Origin of the sequence: Pseudomonas monteilii NBRC 103158 = DSM 14164, from assembly GCF_000730605.1 — a bacterium.
Taxonomy (GTDB): Bacteria; Pseudomonadota; Gammaproteobacteria; order Pseudomonadales; family Pseudomonadaceae; genus Aquipseudomonas; species Aquipseudomonas monteilii.
In genome coordinates this window covers 82,172-101,471 of the sequence record NZ_BBIS01000026.1, presented here as the reverse complement: position 1 = coordinate 101,471, position 19,300 = coordinate 82,172, and the positions used below count along the sequence as shown (strand labels likewise).

Here is a 19,300-nt window from a genome sequence, read left to right as displayed (position 1 = left end):
TATTTGCGGCCACCTTTGCTACATCGAGGAAAACAAAGTGGAAGCACTGCATCAGAAGATTCGCGAAGAAGGCATCGTGCTTTCCGACCAGGTTCTTAAAGTCGACGCGTTTCTCAACCACCAGATCGATCCGGCGCTGATGCAGCTGATCGGTGACGAGTTCGCCCGCCTGTTCGCTGATGCGGGCGTGACCAAGATCGTCACCATCGAGGCCTCGGGCATTGCCCCGGCGGTGATGACTGGCCTGAAGCTGGGCGTGCCGGTGATTTTTGCCCGCAAGCACCAGTCGCTGACCCTGACCGAGAACCTGCTGACCGCCTCGGTGTATTCCTTCACCAAGCAGACCGAAAACACCGTGGCCATCTCGCCGCGCCACCTCAACAGCAGCGACCGTGTGCTGGTGATCGACGACTTCCTGGCCAACGGCAAGGCGTCGCAGGCGCTGATCTCGATCATCAAGCAGGCCGGCGCCACCGTGGCGGGGCTGGGTATCGTGATCGAGAAGTCGTTCCAGGGCGGCCGTGCCGAGCTGGACAGCCAGGGCTACCGCGTTGAATCGCTGGCCCGGGTGAAGTCGCTGGAAGGTGGTGTGGTGTCCTTCATCGAATAAGGCCGCTACGCGACCCCTGTGGGAGCGGGTTTACCCACGAATGCGATGGCGCATCCGAAATCGCATTCGCGGGTGAACCCGCTCCCACAGAGTGCCAGTGTTTCCCAGCGTTTATTTGGCAGCCTGCAAGCCCGCCAGCAGCAGCCGCTGATAGAGCTCTTCCTTCAGTCCTTGTGGTTGATCCAGTTGCATCCGTTTCAGGTGCCCCTCATACCCCTCCGGCCCCGGCGCATCCAGCGCTGCCTTGCCCAACTCCAGCACCTCGCTCAGCTTGAACTTGCTCTTCAACCAGGTCAGCGCCCGCAACAGCTCCCGCTCTTCGGCCGTAAAATCCGTCCCCATCGGATACTCCGGAAACAACCGCGCATGGCGCGCCCGGATTGCCTCCAGACGCTGTGGCGTATTATCGGTAAAGCGCGCATCCAGCTGAAAATCCCTGGGCAGCTTGCCGGCCTCTTTCGCCTGCTCGGTCAGCCCCTGCTGGAACCGCGAATCGCACACTGCCAGTAACCGCGCAATCACCTCGCTGTCGGTCTGCCCGCGAAGGTCGGCAATGCCGTACTCGGTCACCACGATATCGCGCAGGTGCCGGGGGATGGTGCAGTGGCCATAGGTCCAGAACAGGTTCGAGGTCACCTCCCCGCCCGATTCACGCCAGCTGCGCAGCAGCAACATCGAGCGCCCCCCCTCCAGTGCATGAGCCTGGGCGACGAAGTTGTACTGCCCACCCACGCCGCTGAGCACACGGCCATCTTCCAGCTGATCGGCCACCCCGGCACCGAGCAGCGTCATGCCGAACGCCGTGTTGATGAAGCGCGCATCGCGCCGCTGGTGCCGCTTGAGTTCTTCCTGCCCGTACAGCTCGTTGATGAAGCTGATACGGGTCATGGCAAACCGTGCGCGCTGCTCAAGCGGCATCTCCCTCAGCCGCTGGTAGAACGCTTGAGGCCCGAGGAAAAAGCCACCATGCAACACCGGCCCCTGCTCATCGGCCGAGCGCCGTAGCAAGCCCGCTTCGGCCAGCACCAACAGGCCGTTAACGAACATTTCGCTGCAGCCGTACAGGCCTTCGGCAAAAGTCTCCAGCCCCCCTTCCCGCTCAATCAGCGCCTGCCACGGGCCGATATCCAGCTCGTCGAGCAGGGCCCGGTAGCCCGCGTTGTCGCCCTGGCGCGCCAGCAACGCTGCAGCGACTGCATCGCCCATGGCACCGATACCGATCTGCAAGGTGCCGCCGTCACGCACCAGCGTGCTGGCGTGCAAACCAATACAGTGGTCCTGGGTGTTGACCGGCATGTTCGGCGTGGAGAACAACCGGCGCTGCTCGGCTTCATCGATCAGCAGGTCGAACGCATCAATGGGCAATTCCGCATCGCCGGGCATGTACGGCAGTTCGGTATGTACCTGGCCAAGCATCAGGATGGTTTCGCCGGCCGCACGGCGCTTGGCGATCATCGGCAGCAGGTCGAGGGTGATGTCGGGGTTACAGGCCAGGCTGAGGTGGACGGGCTTCTCGGGAGTGGCAGCGACCAGTTGCGCGATCAGGTTCAGGCCCTTGGCGTTGATGTCACGGGCGGCGTGGCTGTAGTTGCTGCTGATGTAGTTCTGCTGGGCCGATTCGCTGTGCAGCAGGCTGCCGGGCTGCATGAAAAACTGCTCTACGCGGATGTTTGGCGGCAGGCTGTCGTTGCGCAGGTCAGCGAGGTAGGTGAGGTCTTCGTAGTCAGCGAAGACGCGCTCGACGAAGGGTTCGAGAAAACGCCGTTGCAAGCCGTCACCCAGTGGTGGTCGGCCGAGGGTCAGCGCGGTGTAGATGGTCAACTGCCGCTCTGGCAGATCGCGCACCCGGGCATAGAGGGCGTTTACGAAAGCGTTAGGCTTTCCCAGACCCAAGGGCAGGCCCATGTGGATATGGGCTGGCAGCCGGGACAGGACCTGCTCGACAGCCTGGTCGATGGCGCAGAGGTGCATCGGGGCCTCCTGAGACATGGGTTCAGGGGTTGGACACAGGCCTACGGCAATTGGTTGCCTGCACTGGAGCCCATAAACAAAGCCCGCCATCAACGGCGGGCCTCGTGCAATTCAGCTGTGGCTCAAAGCCCAGACATTTTCTTGATCGCGCCTTTCAGGTCGTCATCCGAGCAGTCCGCGCAGGTGCCTTTCGGCGGCATGGCGTTGATGCCGGTAATGGCCTTGGCCAGGATGCCATCCAGCCCGCCCTGGTGGTCGGCGCGTTCTTTCCACGCGGCGGTGTCGCCAATTTTCGGCGCGCCGAGCAGGCCGGTGCCATGGCAGGCATTGCAGTGCTTGGCGATGATGTCATCCGGCGTTTTGGCGCCCCCGCCCCCCGCCGCTGCAGCCACTTCCATGCCTTTGCATTCCTGGCCCTGGACACACACCTGGCCGACCGGCTCCAGGCGCTTGGCAATGTCGTCGTTGGTCGCAGCGGTTGCGCTCATTGCCCAGAGGGCGAATACGGCTGCTGGTACGGCCAGCATCTTCTTGATTTGGTTCACGCGAACACCCTCATGGTGGCTAATCACGCTCGCGGCCACGAAACGGCGAGCGTTGAAAAGTATAGCGGGAACCCAGAGGCCGTGAAACGACCCTACACGGGAAAGGGGTATTGCCGAATCAATGCACTGCGCTGGATCAAAAGTTTGAAGGCGTCGCTGCGCTGATCAACCGCGCGGGCTGGTCGAAGGGGTTGCGAAAACGGTGCGGGCGGGTGCTTTCGAAGTAATAGCTGTCGCCTTCTTCGAGGATGAAGATCTCGTTGCCGACCACCAGTTCCAGGCGGCCCTCCAGCAAGATGCCGGTTTCCTCGCCGTCATGGGTGAGCATCTCGGCACCGGTGTCGGCACCCGGCGGGTACACCTCGGTGAGAAAGGCGATGGCGCGGTTGGGGTGCGACTTGCCGACCAGCTTCATGGTCACCGCACCGTCCGAGATGTCGATCAGCTCGTGGGCCTTGTAAACAATCTGCGTGGGGCTTTCAGGTTCCAGCTCGACCGAAAAGAACTCGACCATGGACATGGGGATGCCACTCAGCACCTTGCGCAGCGAGCTGATCGAGGGGCTCACACTGTTCTTCTCGATCATCGAGATGGTGCTGTTGGTCACGCCGGCACGCTTGGCGAGTTCACGCTGGGACAGGCCCTTGAGCTTGCGGATGGCTTGCAGTCGTTCGCCGACGTCCAAAGCTGGAGCCTCCTGAAACGGTGGAAAAGGGGGTGGATGTGAACGATATCATGGCAATGCCGTTCAGTATTTACAACACACCGCCCCTCAACCTGTCCGCTTCAGCATGTCATTCGCCGATGTAGTCCCGCAGTACGCGCTTCAGGTTGCAGAAGATCTGGTAAGGAATGGTGCCCGCGTGTGCGGCCACTTCACTGGCCAGCACCTGCTTGCCCCACAGCTCGACCGGGCTGCCGACAGTGGCTTGTGGCACGTCGGTCAGGTCGACGCTGAGCATGTCCATCGATACACGGCCAATCAGCTGGGTGCGCTGGCCGGCAACCAATACCGGGGTGCCGTTGGGCGCCTGGCGCGGGTAGCCGTCGGCATAGCCCATGGCAACCACGCCAACGCGGGTTGGCCGGGGGCTGACGAACTTGGCGCCATAGCCCACCGGCTCGCCGGCAGGCAGCTCGCGCACGCTGATGACCCGCGATTGCAAGGTCATGACCGGTTGCAGGCGTTGGGCCTGGGCCTGGGCCACTTCGAACGGGGTGGCGCCATACAGCATCAGGCCTGGGCGTACCCAATCGCTGGGGGCTTGTGGCCAGCCCAGCACGCCGGGGGAGTTGCGCAGGCTGCATTCGGCGGCCAGGCCCTGGCGGGCAGCCTCGAACACGGCAATCTGCTGGGCAGTGGCGTCGGCATCCAGCTCGTCGGCGCGAGCGAAGTGGCTCATCAGCACGATGCGAGAAACCTTGCCACTGGCCAGCAGGCGCCGGTAAGCCTCGTGGTAATCCTTGGGGTGCAGACCGACACGATGCATGCCACTGTCGAGCTTCAACCAGACAGTGAGCGGCTTGTGGACCTGGGTCTGCTCGATGGCTTCGAGCTGCCACAACGAATGCACCACACACCACAGGTCGTGCTCGGCGATCAGCGCCAGCTCGCTGACTTCGAAAAAGCCTTCCAGCAGCAGCACCGGGGCCTTGATACCGGCGGCGCGCAGTTCCAGCGCCTCTTCAATGCAGGCCACGGCAAAACCGTCGGCTTCGGCCTCCAGGGCCAGGGCGCAACGCACGGCGCCATGGCCATAGGCGTCGGCCTTGATCACGGCGAGGGCTTTGGCACCGGTCAGTTCACGGGCCAGACGATAGTTGTGGCGCAGGGCCTGGAGGTCGATCAGGGCGCGGGCGGGACGCATGGCGGCTGCCTTATGGTGGTTCACAGGTTGAAAACGGTGTTGGGTTCTTCGCGGCTAAAGCCGCTCCCACAGGGACCGCACAATGTCGATGCACATGCGATCTCTGTGGGAACGGCTTTAGCCGCGAAAGGACCGGTACAGGCGAACTTACTGCTGATGAGCCGGCGCAGTCTGCCCGTGCTTGGCTACTTCCGGGCTGTTGCCATAACGGGAAATGTCCAGGCCTTCGGCACTGATCTGCGGCTTCTTGCGCGCAATCAGGTCGGCCAGCAGACGACCGGAGCCGCACGCCATGGTCCAGCCCAAAGTACCGTGACCGGTGTTCAGGAACAGGTTGCGGAACGCGGTCGCACCCACAATCGGCGTACCGTCCGGGGTCGCCGGGCGCAGGCCGGTCCAGAAGCTGGCCTGGCTCAGATCACCGCCGCGAGGATAAAGGTCGTTGACGATCATCTCCAGCGTTTCGCGCCGACGCGGGTTCAGCGACAGGTCAAAACCGGCGATTTCAGCCATGCCACCAACGCGGATGCGGTTGTCGAAACGGGTGATCGCAACCTTGTAGGTTTCATCAAGAATGGTCGACGTCGGGGCCATGTCGCCGTTGGTGATCGGCACGGTCAGCGAGTAGCCTTTAAGCGGATAAACCGGGGCCTTGATGCCCAGCGGCTTGAGCATCTGCGGCGAGTAGCTGCCCAGCGCCAGCACGTAGCGGTCGGCAGTTTCCAGCTTGCCGTCGATCCACACGCCATTGATGCGGTCGCCAGCGAAGTCCAGGCGCTGGATGTCCTGGCCGAAGCGGAACTCCACGCCCAGCTTCAGCGCCATGTCGGCGAGCTTGGTGGTGAACAGCTGGCAGTCGCCAGTTTGGTCGTTAGGCAAGCGCAGGGCGCCGGCCAGGATGTCTTTCACCCCCGCCAGGGCAGGCTCCACGCGGGCAATGCCGTCGCGGTCGAGCAATTCGTAAGGCACGCCGGACTGTTCGAGCACGGCAATGTCCTTGGCCGCAGCATCTACCTGAGCCTGGGTACGGAACAGCTGGGTAGTGCCCAGGCTACGGTTTTCGTAATTGATGCCGGTTTCAGCGCGCAGCTCGTCGAGGCAGTCACGGCTGTACTCGGACAGACGCACCATGCGCTCTTTGTTCACCGCGTAACGGCTGGCGGTGCAGTTGCGCAGCATCTGTGCCATCCACAGGTACTGGTCGACGTCGCCGGTGAGCTTGATGGCCAGGGGGGCGTGGCGCTCCAGCAGCCACTTGATGGCCTTCAGCGGCACGCCAGGTGCGGCCCAGGGCGAGGCATAGCCGGGCGAGATCTGACCGGCGTTGGCAAAACTGGTTTCCATGGCCACCGCCGGCTGGCGGTCGACCACCGTCACTTCGAAACCTTGCCGGGCCAGGTAGTAGGCACTGGCGGTTCCGATTACGCCGCTACCAAGTACCAGAACTCGCATCGTTATATCCCTCACACGCGGCACGCCGCAGACTTTTATTGAAATGGCATGAATGGGCGCAGTATAGGAATTTGAGACCAGTGCAATTCACTATATAAAAGCCTATTATTGGCGAGAATTCTCGGCAAAATCGCCTTTCACGGAGGGGCATCCCCTATGAGAACCCAGCACCAGAGCAAGCGTGAACTGGACAAGATCGACCGTAACATCCTGCGCATCCTGCAGAATGACGGGCGTATTTCCTTCACCGAACTGGGCGAGAAAGTTGGGCTGTCCACCACCCCTTGCACCGAGCGGGTTCGCCGCCTGGAGCGCGAGGGCATCATCATGGGCTACAACGCCCGCCTGAACCCGCAGCACCTAAAGGGCAGCCTGCTGGTGTTCGTGGAAATCAGCCTGGACTACAAGTCGGGCGACACCTTCGAGGAGTTCCGCCGCGCGGTGTTGAAGCTGCCCCATGTGTTGGAGTGCCACCTGGTGTCGGGCGACTTCGACTACCTGGTGAAAGCGCGTATTTCGGAGATGGCGTCGTACCGCAAGCTGCTTGGCGACATCCTGCTGAAGCTGCCGCACGTGCGTGAGTCGAAGAGCTACATCGTGATGGAAGAGGTGAAGGAGAGCCTCTGCCTGCCGATTCCGGACTGAGGCTAGACCAGCACCTGGCGGGTGGTGGCAATGAACTGATGGACCAGCTGCTCGGCGGCAGGGTCGATCATCGGTTCAGGGCCACGACCACGCGGGCAGGCCATGCGCGGCGTGGTGCCGAACAGGCGGCAAATCATGGGCCGTTCTTCATACACCGTGCAGCCGTTGGGGCCGAGGTGCACACAGTCCAGGCGCTCCAGGGCGGCGTCCTGCTCGGCCTGGGACTTGCGCGGGAGGCGGGCCATTTCTTCTGCCGAGGTGGTGACCGGGCCGCAGCAGTCGTGGCAGCCGGGTTCGCACTCGAATGAGGGGATGAGTTCGCGCAGGAAGTGGATCTTGTGGCGGTTGCAGGACATGGCGATGTACAAAATTGAAGACTGAAGCTGGATTATAGGGCCAATCGCCGGCAAGCCAGCTCCCACAGGTACACCACTGGTCTCAGCTATCGCACAATCCTGTGGGAGCTGGCTTGCCGGCGATGAGGCCGGTTGCCCACCCCAAAGGCCCGGCTTATCCTCCTCCCCTAGCCTTCCAGCCTCAGGACCGAACCAATGATCCACAGCGCGCAGCATGCCGCCTCCTACTACGCCGCCAGCAGCGCACCACACCCTGACCACTCCTTCCTGCAAGGCGACCATAGCGCCGATGTGTGCATCGTCGGCGGGGGCTATTCGGGCCTGAACACTGCCATCGAACTGGCCGAACGCGGCTTCTCGGTCATCTTGCTGGAAGCACGCAAACTGGGCTGGGGCGCCAGTGGGCGCAATGGCGGGCAGCTAATCCGTGGCGTTGGTCATGGCCTGGAACAGTTCCTGCCGGTAATTGGCGAGGACGGCGTGCGCAGCATGAAGCTGATGGGCCTGGAGGCCGTGCAGATCGTGCGCGAGCGGGTGGAAAAGCATGCCATCGCCTGTGACCTGACCTGGGGTTACTGCGACCTGGCCAACAAACCCGCCGAATTGCTGGGCTTTGCCGAGGACGCCGAAGAACTGCGCAGCCTGGGCTACGCGCATGAACTTCGGCTAGTCGGCAAGGACGATATCCACAGCGTGGTCGGTGCCGACTGCTATGTGGGCGGGCTGGTCGACATGGGTTCCGGCCATCTGCACCCGCTGAACCTGGCCCTGGGCGAAGCGGACGTGGCCAGCCGCCTGGGCGTCAAGCTGTTCGAACAGTCCGAGGTTACCCGCATCGACTACGGGCCTGAAGTGCAGGTGCATACTGCCCAAGGGCGAGTGCGCGCCAAGACCTTGGTGCTGTGCTGCAATGCCTATCACAACGACCTCAACCGCGAGCTAGGCGGCAAGGTACTGCCTGCGGGCAGCTACATCATCGCTACCGAGCCGCTGGGCGAAGAACGCGCACGCACGCTGCTGCCACAAAACATGGCGGTGTGCGACCAGCGCGTGGCCCTGGACTACTACCGCCTGTCTGCCGACAACCGCCTGCTGTTCGGTGGGGCCTGCCATTACTCGGGCCGCGACCCGAAGGACATTGCCGCCTACATGCAGCCGAAGATGCTCAAGGTGTTCCCTGAGTTGGCCGACGTGCGCATCGACTACCAGTGGGGCGGCATGATCGGCATCGGCGCCAACCGCCTGCCACAGGTTGGCCGCTTGGTCAGCCAGCCGAACGTGTATTACGCCCAAGCCTATTCAGGCCATGGGCTCAACGCCACCCACCTGGCCGCGCGCCTGCTGGGCGAAGCCATCAGCGGCCAGCAGAGCGGGCGTTTCGACCTGTTCGCCAAGGTGCCACACATCACCTTCCCTGGCGGCAAGCACCTGCGCTCGCCGCTGCTGGCATTGGGGATGCTGTGGCACCGGCTTAAAGAACTGGTCTAGGGCCTCAATCTTTCCAGAAGGGCTTACGCCCTTCTGTCCGGGCCTGCTCCCAGCTCAGCCCGACATCGCGCAGCTCGTCATCCGTCAACTGCAGCAGCACCCTGCGGGTGTGCCAGCGATGCAGCATCAGCCCCCAACGCCCCAAACCCTCCGGCGCGTTGAAGACCTTGGCCTGCTGCCCGACTTCCAGCTCCCTGGCCAACAGTTGCAAGCGCACATCGCTCATGCCACCCATCGCTGCGTACTCCCGTTCGATTGATACCGTGGAGAAAGCATGCGCGTCGGCAGCACCGGCAATACAGATCCAATACAGCCTTATTATTCCCATACAGAATTGGCTGAAGATCGACTGAATGCTGTATTTTCAACCCAACTGTACCGGTCGCTATGCCAACGCAGCGCAGGAGTATGCCGTGACCCTCTACCTGAACCTCGCCGAACTGCTCGGCGCCCGCATCGAACAGGGCCTGTACCGCCCCGGCCAGCGCCTGCCATCGGTGCGCGCCCTGAGCGTGGAGCATGGCGTCAGCCTGAGCACCGTGCAGCAGGCCTACCGAATGCTCGAAGACAGCGGCATGGTCTCGCCACGGCCCAAGTCCGGCTATTTCGTCAGTGACCACCGCCTGCTGCCGGCCCTACCCGCCGTCAGCCGCCCGGCCCAACGCCCGGTGGACATCTCGCAGTGGGAACAGGTGCTGGAACTGGTGCGCAGCACCCCACGCAAGGATGTGGTCCAGCTCGGCCGCGGCATGCCCGACATCGACAGCCCCACCCTTAAGCCGCTGCTGCGCAGCCTGGCGCAGTTGAGCCGGCGGCAGGACATGCCAGGCCTGTACTACGACAACATTCACGGCAACCTGGCCCTGCGTGAACAGGTTGCCCGGCTGGTGCTCGATTCCGGTTGCCGCCTTGGCCCGGCCGACCTGGTGATCACCACCGGCTGCCACGAGGCGCTGTCGTGCAGCATCCGCGCCGTGTGCGAGCCGGGCGACATCGTTGCCGTCGACTCCCCCAGCTTCCACGGCGCCATGCAAACCCTGAAGGGCCTGGGTATGAAGGCGCTGGAAATCCCCACCGACCCGGTCACCGGCATCAGCCTGGAGGCGCTGGAGCTGGCCCTGGAGCAGTGGCCGATCAAGCTCATCCAGATCACCCCCAGCTGCAACAACCCGCTTGGCTACATCATGCCCGAGGCACGCAAGAAGGCATTGCTGAGCCTGGCCCAGCGCTACGACGTGGCAATTCTGGAGGATGATGTATACGGCGACCTGGCCTACACCTACCCGCGCCCGCGCACCCTCAAGTCGTTCGACGACGATGGCCGCGTGCTGCTGTGCAGTTCATTCTCCAAAACCCTCGCCCCTGGCCTGCGAGTAGGTTGGGTGGCCCCTGGGCGCTATCTGGAACGCGTGCTGCACATGAAGTACATCAGCACCGGCAGCACCGCCTGCCAGCCCCAACTGGCCATCGCCGACTTCATCGCCGCCGGGCACTATCAACCCCACGTCCGGCGTATGCGTAGCCAGTACCAACGCGGCCGCGACCTGATGAGCGACTGGGTGACCCGCTACTTCCCGGCAGGCACCCGGGTGAGCCGGCCCCAAGGCGGCTTCATGCTCTGGGTAGAATTGCCCGAACATTTCGATACGCTGCGCCTGAACCGGGCTTTACTGGAGCAGGGCGTGCAGGTTGCCGTCGGCAGTATCTTCTCGGCCTCGGGCAAGTTCCGCCACTGCCTGCGCATGAACTTCGCCGCGCGGCCAACGCCGCAGATCGAAGCCGCCGTGCGCAAGGTTGGTGAAACCGCCCTTCGTCTACTGGATGAAGAAAGCGCCGACGCGTAACTTTGCGCCGCCCGCCACGGTCCAACCCCCTAAAGCCCTTGCTGCACAGGACGATCCACCCTTGAGACTCCAGCGAGCCTTGCCTCTGCTGCTGGTACTGTCGCTCGGCCTTACCGGCTGCGCCAGTGTCGGTGTGCCCCGCGAAACCAGCCAGGCGTTACCCGCCAACGACTCGGCCTTCGGCCGCTCGGTGCTGCGCCAGGCCGCGCCCTACGGGGGGCGCTCGGGCTTTCGCCTGCTGCCCAACAGCAACGAGGCATTCCGCGCCCGTGCCGAACTGATCCGCAACGCCCAGGCAAGCATCGACCTGCAGTATTACATCGTCCACGACGGCCTCAGCACCCGCGCACTGGTGCATGAACTGCTACGCGCCGCCGACCGTGGCGTGCGTGTGCGCATCCTGCTGGACGACACCACCAGCGATGGCCTGGATACCATCATGGGCACCCTGGATGCCCACCCGAACATCCAGATTCGCGTGTTCAACCCGCTGCACCTGGGCCGTAGCACAGGCGTGACGCGCGCCGTGGGCCGGCTGTTCAACCTGTCGCGCCAGCACCGGCGCATGCACAACAAACTGTTCCTGGTGGACAACAGCATGGCCATCGTGGGTGGCCGCAACCTGGGTGACGAATATTTCGATGCCGAACCCAACCTCAACTTCACCGACATAGACCTGCTGGGTGTAGGCCCGGTGGCTGAACAGCTTGGCCACAGTTTCGACCAATACTGGAACAGCGCCCTGAGCCGGCCGATTACCGACTTCCTCTGGCGTGCTCCGGATGCCAATGACCTGCACGCCAGCCGCCATCGCCTGGAGGTGTCGCTGGCCGAAGCCAGAACCCGGCGCAAGGCCCTGTACGACCGCCTGATGGCCTACCAGTCGCAGCCGCGCCTGGATGTATGGCGCAACGAGCTGATCTGGGCTCATGCCCAGGCGTTGTGGGATGCACCGAACAAGGTGCTGGCCGATGACGAACCCGACCCACAGCTGTTGCTGAGCCAGCAACTGGCCCCGGACCTGGCCAACGTGCGCAGCGAGCTGATGCTGACATCGGCGTACTTCGTGCCGGGTGAACCGGGGTTGCTGTACCTGACCGGCCGCGCCGACGCCGGTGTTTCGGTGAAGCTGCTGACCAACTCGCTGGAAGCCACCGATGTACCGGCGGTGCACGGAGGCTACGCGCCCTATCGCCGGGCCTTGCTTGAGCACGGAGTGCAGCTGTACGAGCTGCGCCGCCAGCCCGGCGACCCCAGGGCGGGGCACCTGAGTTTCCGTGGCAGTTCGGATTCGAGCCTGCACACCAAGGCGATCGTGTTCGACCGGCGCAAGACCTTCATCGGCTCATTCAACTTCGACCCGCGTTCAGTGCTGTGGAACACCGAGGTAGGCGTGCTGGTGGACAGCCCGGAGCTGGCCGAATACACCCGCGAACTGGCCCAGCAGGGTATGGCGCCTGCGTTGAGTTACCAGGTGAAACTGGTGGGTGACAAATTGGTATGGGCGACCGAGGACAATGGTCAGCGGCACATGCTGACATCAGAGCCAGGTGGGATGTGGCGGCGGTTCAATGCCTGGATCAGCAAGGCCGTTGGCTTGGAGAAGATGTTGTAGCGGCAATTTCTGGGGCTGCTTTGCAGCCCCCAAATCCCATCAGGCAGACACTGCCTCGAAAGCCCCACGCCGCTGGGTCAACACCACCAGCCCGGCAGCCCCGGCTGCCATCAGGAACAGCAATGCATGTCCGCTGATCCACTGGCTGCCGGCCCCCGCCAGCAACGGCCCGAGCAGGCAGCCAATACCCCAGAGCTGCGCCACATGGGCATTGGCCCTTACCAGCTCATCATCGCGGTAGCGCTCACCGATCAGCACCAGCGACAGGGTGAACAAGCCACCAGCACTGGCCCCGAACAGCACCCACAACGGCCACACAACCGGGGTATGCAGCAGCAGGGGAATCGCCAGGCTGGACACCAGCAGCGTTACCGCACACCCCGTGAACAATGCACGTCGCGACATATGGTCGGCCAGCGCGCCGATAGGCAGCTGCAGCACTGCATCACCCACCACCACGGTACTGACCATGAACAGGGCGATTTCAGTGGTAAAGCCTTGCTGCAGGCAATACACCGGCAGCAAGGTAAGGATCATCGCCTCGAACGAGGCGAACAGGGCGATGGCCCAGGCAATCACAGGCAAGCGCCGGCAGAAGGCGAACAAGTCGCGGAAGGTAACGCTGCAGGCCTCTGTGCTCGGCGCTCCGCCACGCCCCAACAGCACCAGCGGTGCCGCCAGCAGCAGGCCGGTCGCGGCCCAGAAGCCGAAGTCGTCATCCGAGCCGAGAAAACCCAACACCAACGGCCCGGCCAGCTGGCTCAGGGCATAGCTGCTGCCGTACAAAGCCACCAGCCGGCCACGCCACTGCTCGACTACCAGCTGGTTGATCCAGCTTTCGCCGAGGATGAACACCACAGTGAGGGACATACCGATCATCAGCCGCAGCAACAGCCACAGCGGGTAGCTGGGCAGCAGCGCGACCAACCCGATCGACAGTGCCCCGCCCCACAGGCACAAGCGCATGGCCGAAGGCACGCCGACCCAGCCGGCCAGTCGGCTGGCGATACTAGCGCCAGCCAGAACACCCAGCGCTGGCATCGCAGCCATTACGCCGATGGCGAAGCTGCCGTAGCCCCAAGCCTCCAGGCGCAGGGAGACCAGCGGCATGCTTACGCCAAGGGCCAGCCCGACACTGAGTACGGATGCCAGCACGGCGAAATAGGTACCCCAACGCATTGCAGCCTCCCAGGCAGAATTCTTGAACAGCAAAAACGACAAAGCCGGGGCAGCGTGAGCCGACCCGGCTATTGTTGGGGCTGCTCTGCAGCCCCGGCGATTACAGCTTGATCCAGGTCGCCTTCAGCTCGGTGTATTTCTCCAGTGCATGCAGCGACTTGTCACGGCCGTTGCCCGACTGCTTGAAGCCACCGAACGGTGCGGTCATGTCGCCGCCGTCGTACTGGTTGACCCACACGCTACCTGCGCGCACGGCACGGGCAGTCTTGTGGGCCTTGGAAATGTCCGACGTCCAGATGCCCGCCGCCAGGCCATACGGCGTGTCGTTGGCAATGGCGATGGCTTCTTCGGCGGTGTCGAAGGCAATCACCGACAGCACTGGGCCGAAGATTTCTTCCTGGGCAATGCGCATGGCGTTGGTCACACCGTCGAAGATGGTCGGCTCCACGTAGGTGCCACCCGTCTCCTCCAGGGTACGCTTGCCGCCAGCCAGCAGCTTGGCGCCGTCCTGGTGGCCGGCCTCGATGTACGACAGCACGGTGTTCATCTGCTGGGTGTCGACCAGGGCACCGACCGTGGTCGCCGGGTCCAGCGGGTTGCCTGGCTTCCAGCCTTTCAGGGCCTCGACCACCATTGGCAGGAACTTGTCCTTGATCGAACGCTCGACCAGCAGGCGCGAACCTGCGGTGCACACTTCGCCCTGGTTGAAGGCGATAGCGCTGGCAGCCGCTTCGGCAGCTGCTTGCAGGTCTGGCGCGTCGGCGAAGACGATATTCGGGCTCTTGCCGCCGGCTTCCAGCCAGATGCGCTTCATGTTCGACTCGCCCGCGTACACCATCAGCTGCTTGGCGATCTTGGTCGAACCGGTGAACACCAGGGTGTCGACGTCCATGTGCAGGGCCAAGGCCTTGCCCACGGTGTGGCCGTAGCCTGGCAGCACGTTCAGCACACCCGCCGGGATACCGGCTTCGATCGCCAGCTGGGCGATACGGATGGCGGTCAGCGGCGACTTTTCGGACGGCTTGAGCACCACCGAGTTACCGGTGGCCAGCGCCGGGCCGAGCTTCCAGCAGGCCATCAGCAGCGGGAAGTTCCACGGTACGATGGCACCGACCACACCCACTGGCTCACGGGTCACCAGGCCAAGCTGGTCGTGCGGGGTCGGGGCGACTTCGTCGTAGACCTTGTCGATGGCTTCGGCAGTCCAGTGAATGGCTTGCGCAGCCCCCGGGATGTCGATGCTGGAGGAGTCGCCGATCGGCTTGCCCATGTCCAGGGTTTCCAGCAGCGCCAACTCTTCAACGTTCTTGCGCAGCAGGTCGGCGAAGCGGATCAGCTTGGCCTTGCGCTTGGCCGGGGCCAGCTGCGACCACACGCCCGAATTGAAGGTAGCGCGGGCGTTTTCCACTGCGCGGTTGGCGTCGGCCAGGTCGCAACTGGCAACCTTGGCCAGGAAGCGTCCGTCGACCGGGCTCAGGCACTCGAAGGTTTCACCGGATGCGGCATCGGTGTATTCGCCGTTGATGAAGGCGCGGCCTTCGATCTTCAGTTGCTGGGCACGTTGTTCCCAGTCCGCACGGGTCAGGGTGGTCATACGAAACTCCTCCTCTTGTTTAGGTGCAACGCCGCACTGAGGACTCACAGGCGTTGTCAGAATTCTGGCCGGGCGACACGCGCACACGGGCAAGCGATACCCTAAACCAGCCGGTGTAAACTATCAATATATTTGACACGCAGGGCTCAAAAGCCTACTGATGTTCATTTTATTAAACAACAACAGGAGCCGCACCATGAGAATAGACAGCATCATCGACTTCGCGCAGGTCATCACCGAGGCCGAACGCTACCGCCCGGCGGCGGAAAAAATCCTCAAGGGCGAGCCTGACCAGGCTGTCTACAACCATTATTCCAGCCCGTGCGGCCAGTTTGCCGCAGGCGTGTGGGAAGGTGAGGTGGGCCAGTGGACGGTGAACTACACCGAACACGAATACTGCGAAATCGTCCAGGGCGTTTCGGTACTGCGCGACCAGGACGGCGGGGCGAAAACCCTGCGTGCCGGCGATCGGTTCGTGATTCCGGCCGGCTTCAAAGGCACCTGGGAGGTGCTGGAACCGTGCCGCAAGATCTATGTGATGTTCGAACAGAAGTAACTATGTAGTGCAGGCAGCCTGCTGGCGTGCGTGAGGATGGCCCTGCCCATGTCGGGCCATCCAACTTCAACAGGAAGATCACCATGACCAACGAAGACGTTCTGAAAACCCTCGCCCACTTGGTCGGCACCCCCTACTCGCCGGCAATCAAGGACACCATCTGCACCCTCACCGGCCGCACCCGGGTAGTCGGCCCCGACGAGATGTGCACCCGCGAGTACGACATCGAGCGCATCCAGATCAAGGCCGGCACCGACCTTTTGATCCAGGGCTTCGACTTCAACTGACCGTAATGCAGGCATAAAAAAACCCGCGTCCTTTCGGATGCGGGTTTTTTTCAGGTCGCCGATCAATTACTTGATCTTGGCTTCCTTGTACACCACGTGCTTGCGAACAACCGGATCATATTTCTTGATCTCGATTTTGTCCGGGGTGGTGCGCTTGTTCTTGTCGGTGGTGTAGAAGTGGCCGGTACCGGCACTCGAAACCAGACGGATCAATTCACGCATGATGCTCTCCCTTAAACCTTGGCGCCAGCTTTACGGATGTCAACCAGAACGGCGTCGATGCCGCGCTTGTCGATGATACGCATGCCTTTGGCGGAAACGCGCAGACGCACGAAACGCTTCTCGGATTCAACCCAGAAACGGTGGTGCTGCAGGTTCGGCAGGAAACGACGACGGGTTTTGTTGTTTGCGTGGGAAATGTTGTTCCCGGTTACTGGACCCTTACCAGTAACTTGACAGACTCTCGACATGACTCAGCCCTCTAAAACCTCATGCCCAACCCGGCATGGGTTGGCCGCTTAATCTCTCAGTCTTTGGCGCCTGGGCGCCGTGATTCTGGAGGTCTTATCGACCGGATCCGCTTATGCGACAGGCCGAGCCCCTAGAAAAGAGCGCTGCTTTATACCAGAAAGACTTGGCTGCAACAACAGTAGATGCACATTGCCGCAAGCTAGAACACGCCGGGCCAGCATAGCGGCAGGCCCCGCCAGCCGTCGACCGCTCGTCGCCAGATTTGTAAAAAAGGGTGTGGTCATTTGCCGGCGGGCGCACTAGGGTAAGCCTTTTCCAGACTGCACAGGCAGATGGGCCACTGACTGCCAAGGAGCCACCATGCGTGTAGCCGCCCTTTCCTTATTGTTCAACTCTCTGTTCGCCGCCGGCGCTCTGTTCGCTACCGCCGTTGCCCAGGCCGCCCCGCTGAGCGTTTGCAGCGAGGCCAGCCCCGAAGGCTTCGACGTGGTGCAGTACAACTCGCTGACCACCACCAACGCCACGGCTGACGTGCTGATGAACCGTCTGGTGGAGTTCGACGCGGCGCAAGGCAAGGTGGTGCCGAGCCTGGCGGCCAGCTGGACGGTATCGGCCGACGGCCTGGTGTATGACTTCACCCTGCGCGATGACGTGAAGTTCCACAGCACGGCCTACTTCAAGCCAAGTCGCGAACTGAATGCCGACGACGTGCTGTTCAGCTTCCAACGCATGCTCTACCCGGCCCATGCCTGGCACAAGACTGCACCGGGCGGCTACCCGCATGCCCAATCGCTGCAGCTGGGCAGCCTGATCAAGGCGATCGAGGCACCGACGCCGAATACCGTGCGCTTCACCCTCAGCCACCCGGACGCCACCTTCCTGGCCACCCTGAGCATGGGCTTCGCCTCGATCTATTCCGCCGAATATGCCGACAAGCTGCTGAAGGCGGGCACGCCAGAGAAGCTCAACAGCCAGCCGATCGGCACCGGGCCTTTCGTGTTCCAGCGTTTCCAGAAGGACGCCGTGGTGCGCTACCGCGCCAACCCGGACTACTTCGCTGGCAAGCCGGCGGTCGACCCGTTGATCTTCGCCATCACCACCGACGCCAACGTGCGCCTGCAGAAGCTCAAGCGCGGCGAATGCCAGGTCGCCCTGTCACCCAAGCCACTGGACATTGCCGAAGCGGGCAAGGACGGCACCCTCAAGGTGGCCAGCACCCCGGCGTTCATGACCGCCTTCGTCGCCATCAACAGCCAGCACCCGCCGCTGGGCAAACCGGAAGTGCGCCAGGCCATCAACCTGGCTTTCGACAAGCAGGCCTATCTCAAGGCCGTGTTCGAAGATTCCGCGGTGGCCGCCAACGGACCCTACCCGCCCAATACCTGGAGCTACGCCAAGGACCTGCCCGGCTACCCGCTGGACCTGAAGAAAGCCAAGGCGTTGCTGACCAAGGCTGGCTTGGGTGAAGGCTTCAGCACCACGATCTGGACCCGCCCGTCGGGCAGCCTGCTCAACCCCAACCCCAGCCTCGGCGCGCAAATGCTGCAGGCCGACCTGGCCAAGATCGGCATCAAGGCTGAAATCCGCGTGATCGAGTGGGGCGAGCTGATCCGCCGCGCCAAGGCCGGCGAGCATGACCTGCTGTTCATGGGTTGGGCAGGCGACAACGGCGACCCGGACAACTTCCTCAGCCCGCAGTTTTCCTGTGCGGCGGTCGAGTCGGGGACCAACTTCGCGCGCTTCTGCGACAACCGCCTGGACCAGTTGATCAGCGCCGGGCGTACCACCAACGACCAGAGCGTGCGCAGCCGGCTGTACCAGCAGGCGCAGACGCTGATCCAGCAGCAGGCGTTGTGGGTGCCACTGGCGCACCCGACGGCGGCTACCCTGCTGCGCCAAGGGGTTGAGGGGTACCAGGTGAGCCCGTTCGGGCGGCTGGATTTCAGCAAGGTGTCGGTGACCAAGTAAGCCTGCACCGGCCCTTTCGCGGGACAAGCCCGCTCCCACAAGGTCTCCATTGCCCTCAAACATGGCGGGTAACCTGTGGGAGCGGGCTTGTCCCGCGAAGAGGCCGGCACATGTACACCACTAAGCAACAATCCACCCCTGCTCCACCATCGATAACGGCTCTCCATCTCCCACGATGATGTGATCCAGCACCCGCACATCGATCAACGCCAGCCCCCGCTTCAGCGACAGAGTCAAATGCACGTCATCCTGGCTCGGCTCAATGCTCCCCGAAGGATGGTTATGACACAGGATCAAAGCCGCCGCGTTATGCAGCAACGCCCGCCGCACCACCTCCCGCGGGTAAACACTCGCCCGGTCTATCGTGCCCCTGAACAGGGTCTCGAACGCCAACGGCCGGTGCTTGGTGTCCAGAAACAGGCACCCGAACACTTCACTGGCCTCATGCCGCAGCATGGCCTTGAGATAACGCCGCACCGCCGCTGGCCCATCCAGAGCCTCTGCGCGCTTGATGTTCTCACCCAGATAACGCCGGCCGATCTCCAGCAGCGCCTGCAACTGTGCATACTTCACGGCCCCAATACCCGGCTCGCGCAGCACCGTTTCGCGATCGGCCTCCAGAAACTGCCTCAGCCCGCCAAAACGCATCAGCAGCCCCCGCGCAAGGTCCAGTACATTGCGCCCGGCCACCCCTGAGCCCAGCAGCACGGCAAGCAATTCGGCATCCGTGAGTACCGCCGCACCACGCTGCAACAACTTCTCCCTCGGCCGCTCTTCAGCCGGCCACTCCCTGATATTCATCCCCGCCCCCTGCCCTTGCTGCGGCCCATTTCGACCCTGTGTTAATCTAT

At 62.9% G+C, this 19,300-nt stretch carries 20 protein-coding genes; 8 read left to right on the top strand and 12 right to left on the bottom strand.

Annotation, left to right across the window (positions count from 1 at the left end; genetic code table 11):
- The first annotated feature begins 37 nt into the window (after positions 1-37).
- Positions 38-610, top strand: a complete 573-nt coding sequence (locus PM2_RS15455; RefSeq protein ID WP_003253535.1) for a xanthine phosphoribosyltransferase — start codon at positions 38-40, stop codon at positions 608-610.
- Positions 611-721: 111 nt separating this feature from the next.
- On the opposite strand, the gene PM2_RS15450 is transcribed toward PM2_RS15455, so the two are convergent.
- The 5 genes from PM2_RS15450 to dadA form a co-directional block, all read right to left on the bottom strand.
- Complete coding sequence (locus PM2_RS15450) at positions 722-2,581, bottom strand: acetyl-CoA hydrolase/transferase C-terminal domain-containing protein (protein WP_028699249.1); 1,860 nt, start codon at positions 2,579-2,581, stop codon at positions 722-724.
- Between the two features lie 122 nt (positions 2,582-2,703).
- Positions 2,704-3,108 carry a c-type cytochrome gene (locus PM2_RS15445; RefSeq protein WP_033693936.1) on the bottom strand — a complete coding sequence of 135 codons (405 nt, stop codon included), beginning with the start codon at positions 3,106-3,108 and terminating at the stop codon, positions 2,704-2,706.
- Positions 3,109-3,262: 154 nt separating this feature from the next.
- Complete coding sequence (locus PM2_RS15440) at positions 3,263-3,811, bottom strand: cupin domain-containing protein (protein ID WP_012274808.1); 549 nt, start codon at positions 3,809-3,811, stop codon at positions 3,263-3,265.
- 109 nt (positions 3,812-3,920) lie between these two features.
- A complete protein-coding gene (alr, locus tag PM2_RS15435) occupies positions 3,921-4,994 on the bottom strand; it encodes an alanine racemase (protein WP_028699250.1) in 1,074 nt (357 codons plus the stop codon).
- 147 nt (positions 4,995-5,141) lie between these two features.
- Entirely contained in the window at positions 5,142-6,446 is a 1,305-nt protein-coding gene (gene dadA, locus PM2_RS15430; RefSeq protein ID WP_016712682.1) for a D-amino acid dehydrogenase, read from the bottom strand.
- 156 nt (positions 6,447-6,602) lie between these two features.
- Between dadA and dadR the strand changes: the two genes are divergently transcribed.
- Complete coding sequence (gene dadR / locus PM2_RS15425) at positions 6,603-7,091, top strand: transcriptional regulator DadR (protein WP_003258963.1); 489 nt, start codon at positions 6,603-6,605, stop codon at positions 7,089-7,091.
- 2 nt (positions 7,092-7,093) lie between these two features.
- Here dadR and PM2_RS15420 read toward each other — a convergent pair whose 3' ends face one another.
- A complete protein-coding gene (locus tag PM2_RS15420; RefSeq protein WP_003253518.1) occupies positions 7,094-7,447 on the bottom strand; it encodes a YkgJ family cysteine cluster protein in 354 nt (117 codons plus the stop codon).
- Between the two features lie 195 nt (positions 7,448-7,642).
- Here PM2_RS15420 and PM2_RS15415 point away from each other — a divergent pair, with 195 nt between their 5' ends.
- Positions 7,643-8,935, top strand: coding sequence for an NAD(P)/FAD-dependent oxidoreductase (locus PM2_RS15415; RefSeq protein ID WP_028699251.1), 1,293 nt, complete (start codon positions 7,643-7,645; stop codon positions 8,933-8,935).
- 4 nt (positions 8,936-8,939) lie between these two features.
- Here the strand turns inward: PM2_RS15415 and PM2_RS15410 are convergent, their stop codons facing one another.
- Positions 8,940-9,170 (bottom strand): DUF1127 domain-containing protein, encoded by a 231-nt coding sequence (locus PM2_RS15410; protein WP_028699252.1) that lies wholly within the window; start codon positions 9,168-9,170, stop codon positions 8,940-8,942.
- A 178-nt stretch (positions 9,171-9,348) separates the two neighbouring features.
- Between PM2_RS15410 and PM2_RS15405 the strand changes: the two genes are divergently transcribed.
- A complete protein-coding gene (locus PM2_RS15405) occupies positions 9,349-10,779 on the top strand; it encodes an aminotransferase-like domain-containing protein (protein WP_161775521.1) in 1,431 nt (476 codons plus the stop codon).
- A gap of 61 nt (positions 10,780-10,840) precedes the next feature.
- Positions 10,841-12,394 (top strand): phospholipase D family protein, encoded by a 1,554-nt coding sequence (locus tag PM2_RS15400; protein ID WP_016712687.1) that lies wholly within the window; start codon positions 10,841-10,843, stop codon positions 12,392-12,394.
- Positions 12,395-12,433: 39 nt separating this feature from the next.
- Here PM2_RS15400 and PM2_RS15395 read toward each other — a convergent pair whose 3' ends face one another.
- A complete protein-coding gene (locus PM2_RS15395) occupies positions 12,434-13,573 on the bottom strand; it encodes an MFS transporter (RefSeq protein ID WP_016712688.1) in 1,140 nt (379 codons plus the stop codon).
- Between the two features lie 100 nt (positions 13,574-13,673).
- The gene (locus tag PM2_RS15390) at positions 13,674-15,167 is read right to left on the bottom strand and encodes an aldehyde dehydrogenase (protein WP_016712689.1); all 1,494 of its coding nucleotides are present in this window, start codon (positions 15,165-15,167) and stop codon (positions 13,674-13,676) included.
- A 196-nt stretch (positions 15,168-15,363) separates the two neighbouring features.
- On the opposite strand from PM2_RS15390, the gene PM2_RS15385 reads away from it, so the two are divergent.
- Together PM2_RS15385 and PM2_RS15380 are read left to right on the top strand one after the other, a co-directional pair.
- The gene (locus tag PM2_RS15385; RefSeq protein ID WP_012274818.1) at positions 15,364-15,723 is read left to right on the top strand and encodes a cupin domain-containing protein; all 360 of its coding nucleotides are present in this window, start codon (positions 15,364-15,366) and stop codon (positions 15,721-15,723) included.
- 83 nt (positions 15,724-15,806) lie between these two features.
- Positions 15,807-16,010 (top strand): hypothetical protein, encoded by a 204-nt coding sequence (locus tag PM2_RS15380; RefSeq protein WP_016712690.1) that lies wholly within the window; start codon positions 15,807-15,809, stop codon positions 16,008-16,010.
- A gap of 66 nt (positions 16,011-16,076) precedes the next feature.
- On the opposite strand, the gene rpmG is transcribed toward PM2_RS15380, so the two are convergent.
- The gene (gene rpmG, locus PM2_RS15375) at positions 16,077-16,232 is read right to left on the bottom strand and encodes a 50S ribosomal protein L33 (RefSeq protein ID WP_003253507.1); all 156 of its coding nucleotides are present in this window, start codon (positions 16,230-16,232) and stop codon (positions 16,077-16,079) included.
- 11 nt (positions 16,233-16,243) lie between these two features.
- Positions 16,244-16,480, bottom strand: coding sequence for a 50S ribosomal protein L28 (gene rpmB, locus PM2_RS15370; RefSeq protein WP_003253504.1), 237 nt, complete (start codon positions 16,478-16,480; stop codon positions 16,244-16,246).
- A gap of 361 nt (positions 16,481-16,841) precedes the next feature.
- Between rpmB and PM2_RS15365 the strand changes: the two genes are divergently transcribed.
- Positions 16,842-18,449: an ABC transporter substrate-binding protein gene (locus tag PM2_RS15365; protein ID WP_028699254.1), complete on the top strand. Its 1,608-nt coding sequence runs from the start codon at positions 16,842-16,844 to the stop codon at positions 18,447-18,449.
- 120 nt (positions 18,450-18,569) lie between these two features.
- On the opposite strand, the gene radC is transcribed toward PM2_RS15365, so the two are convergent.
- Positions 18,570-19,250 carry a RadC family protein gene (gene radC / locus PM2_RS15360; RefSeq protein WP_028699255.1) on the bottom strand — a complete coding sequence of 227 codons (681 nt, stop codon included), beginning with the start codon at positions 19,248-19,250 and terminating at the stop codon, positions 18,570-18,572.
- Positions 19,251-19,300: the final 50 nt, after the last annotated feature.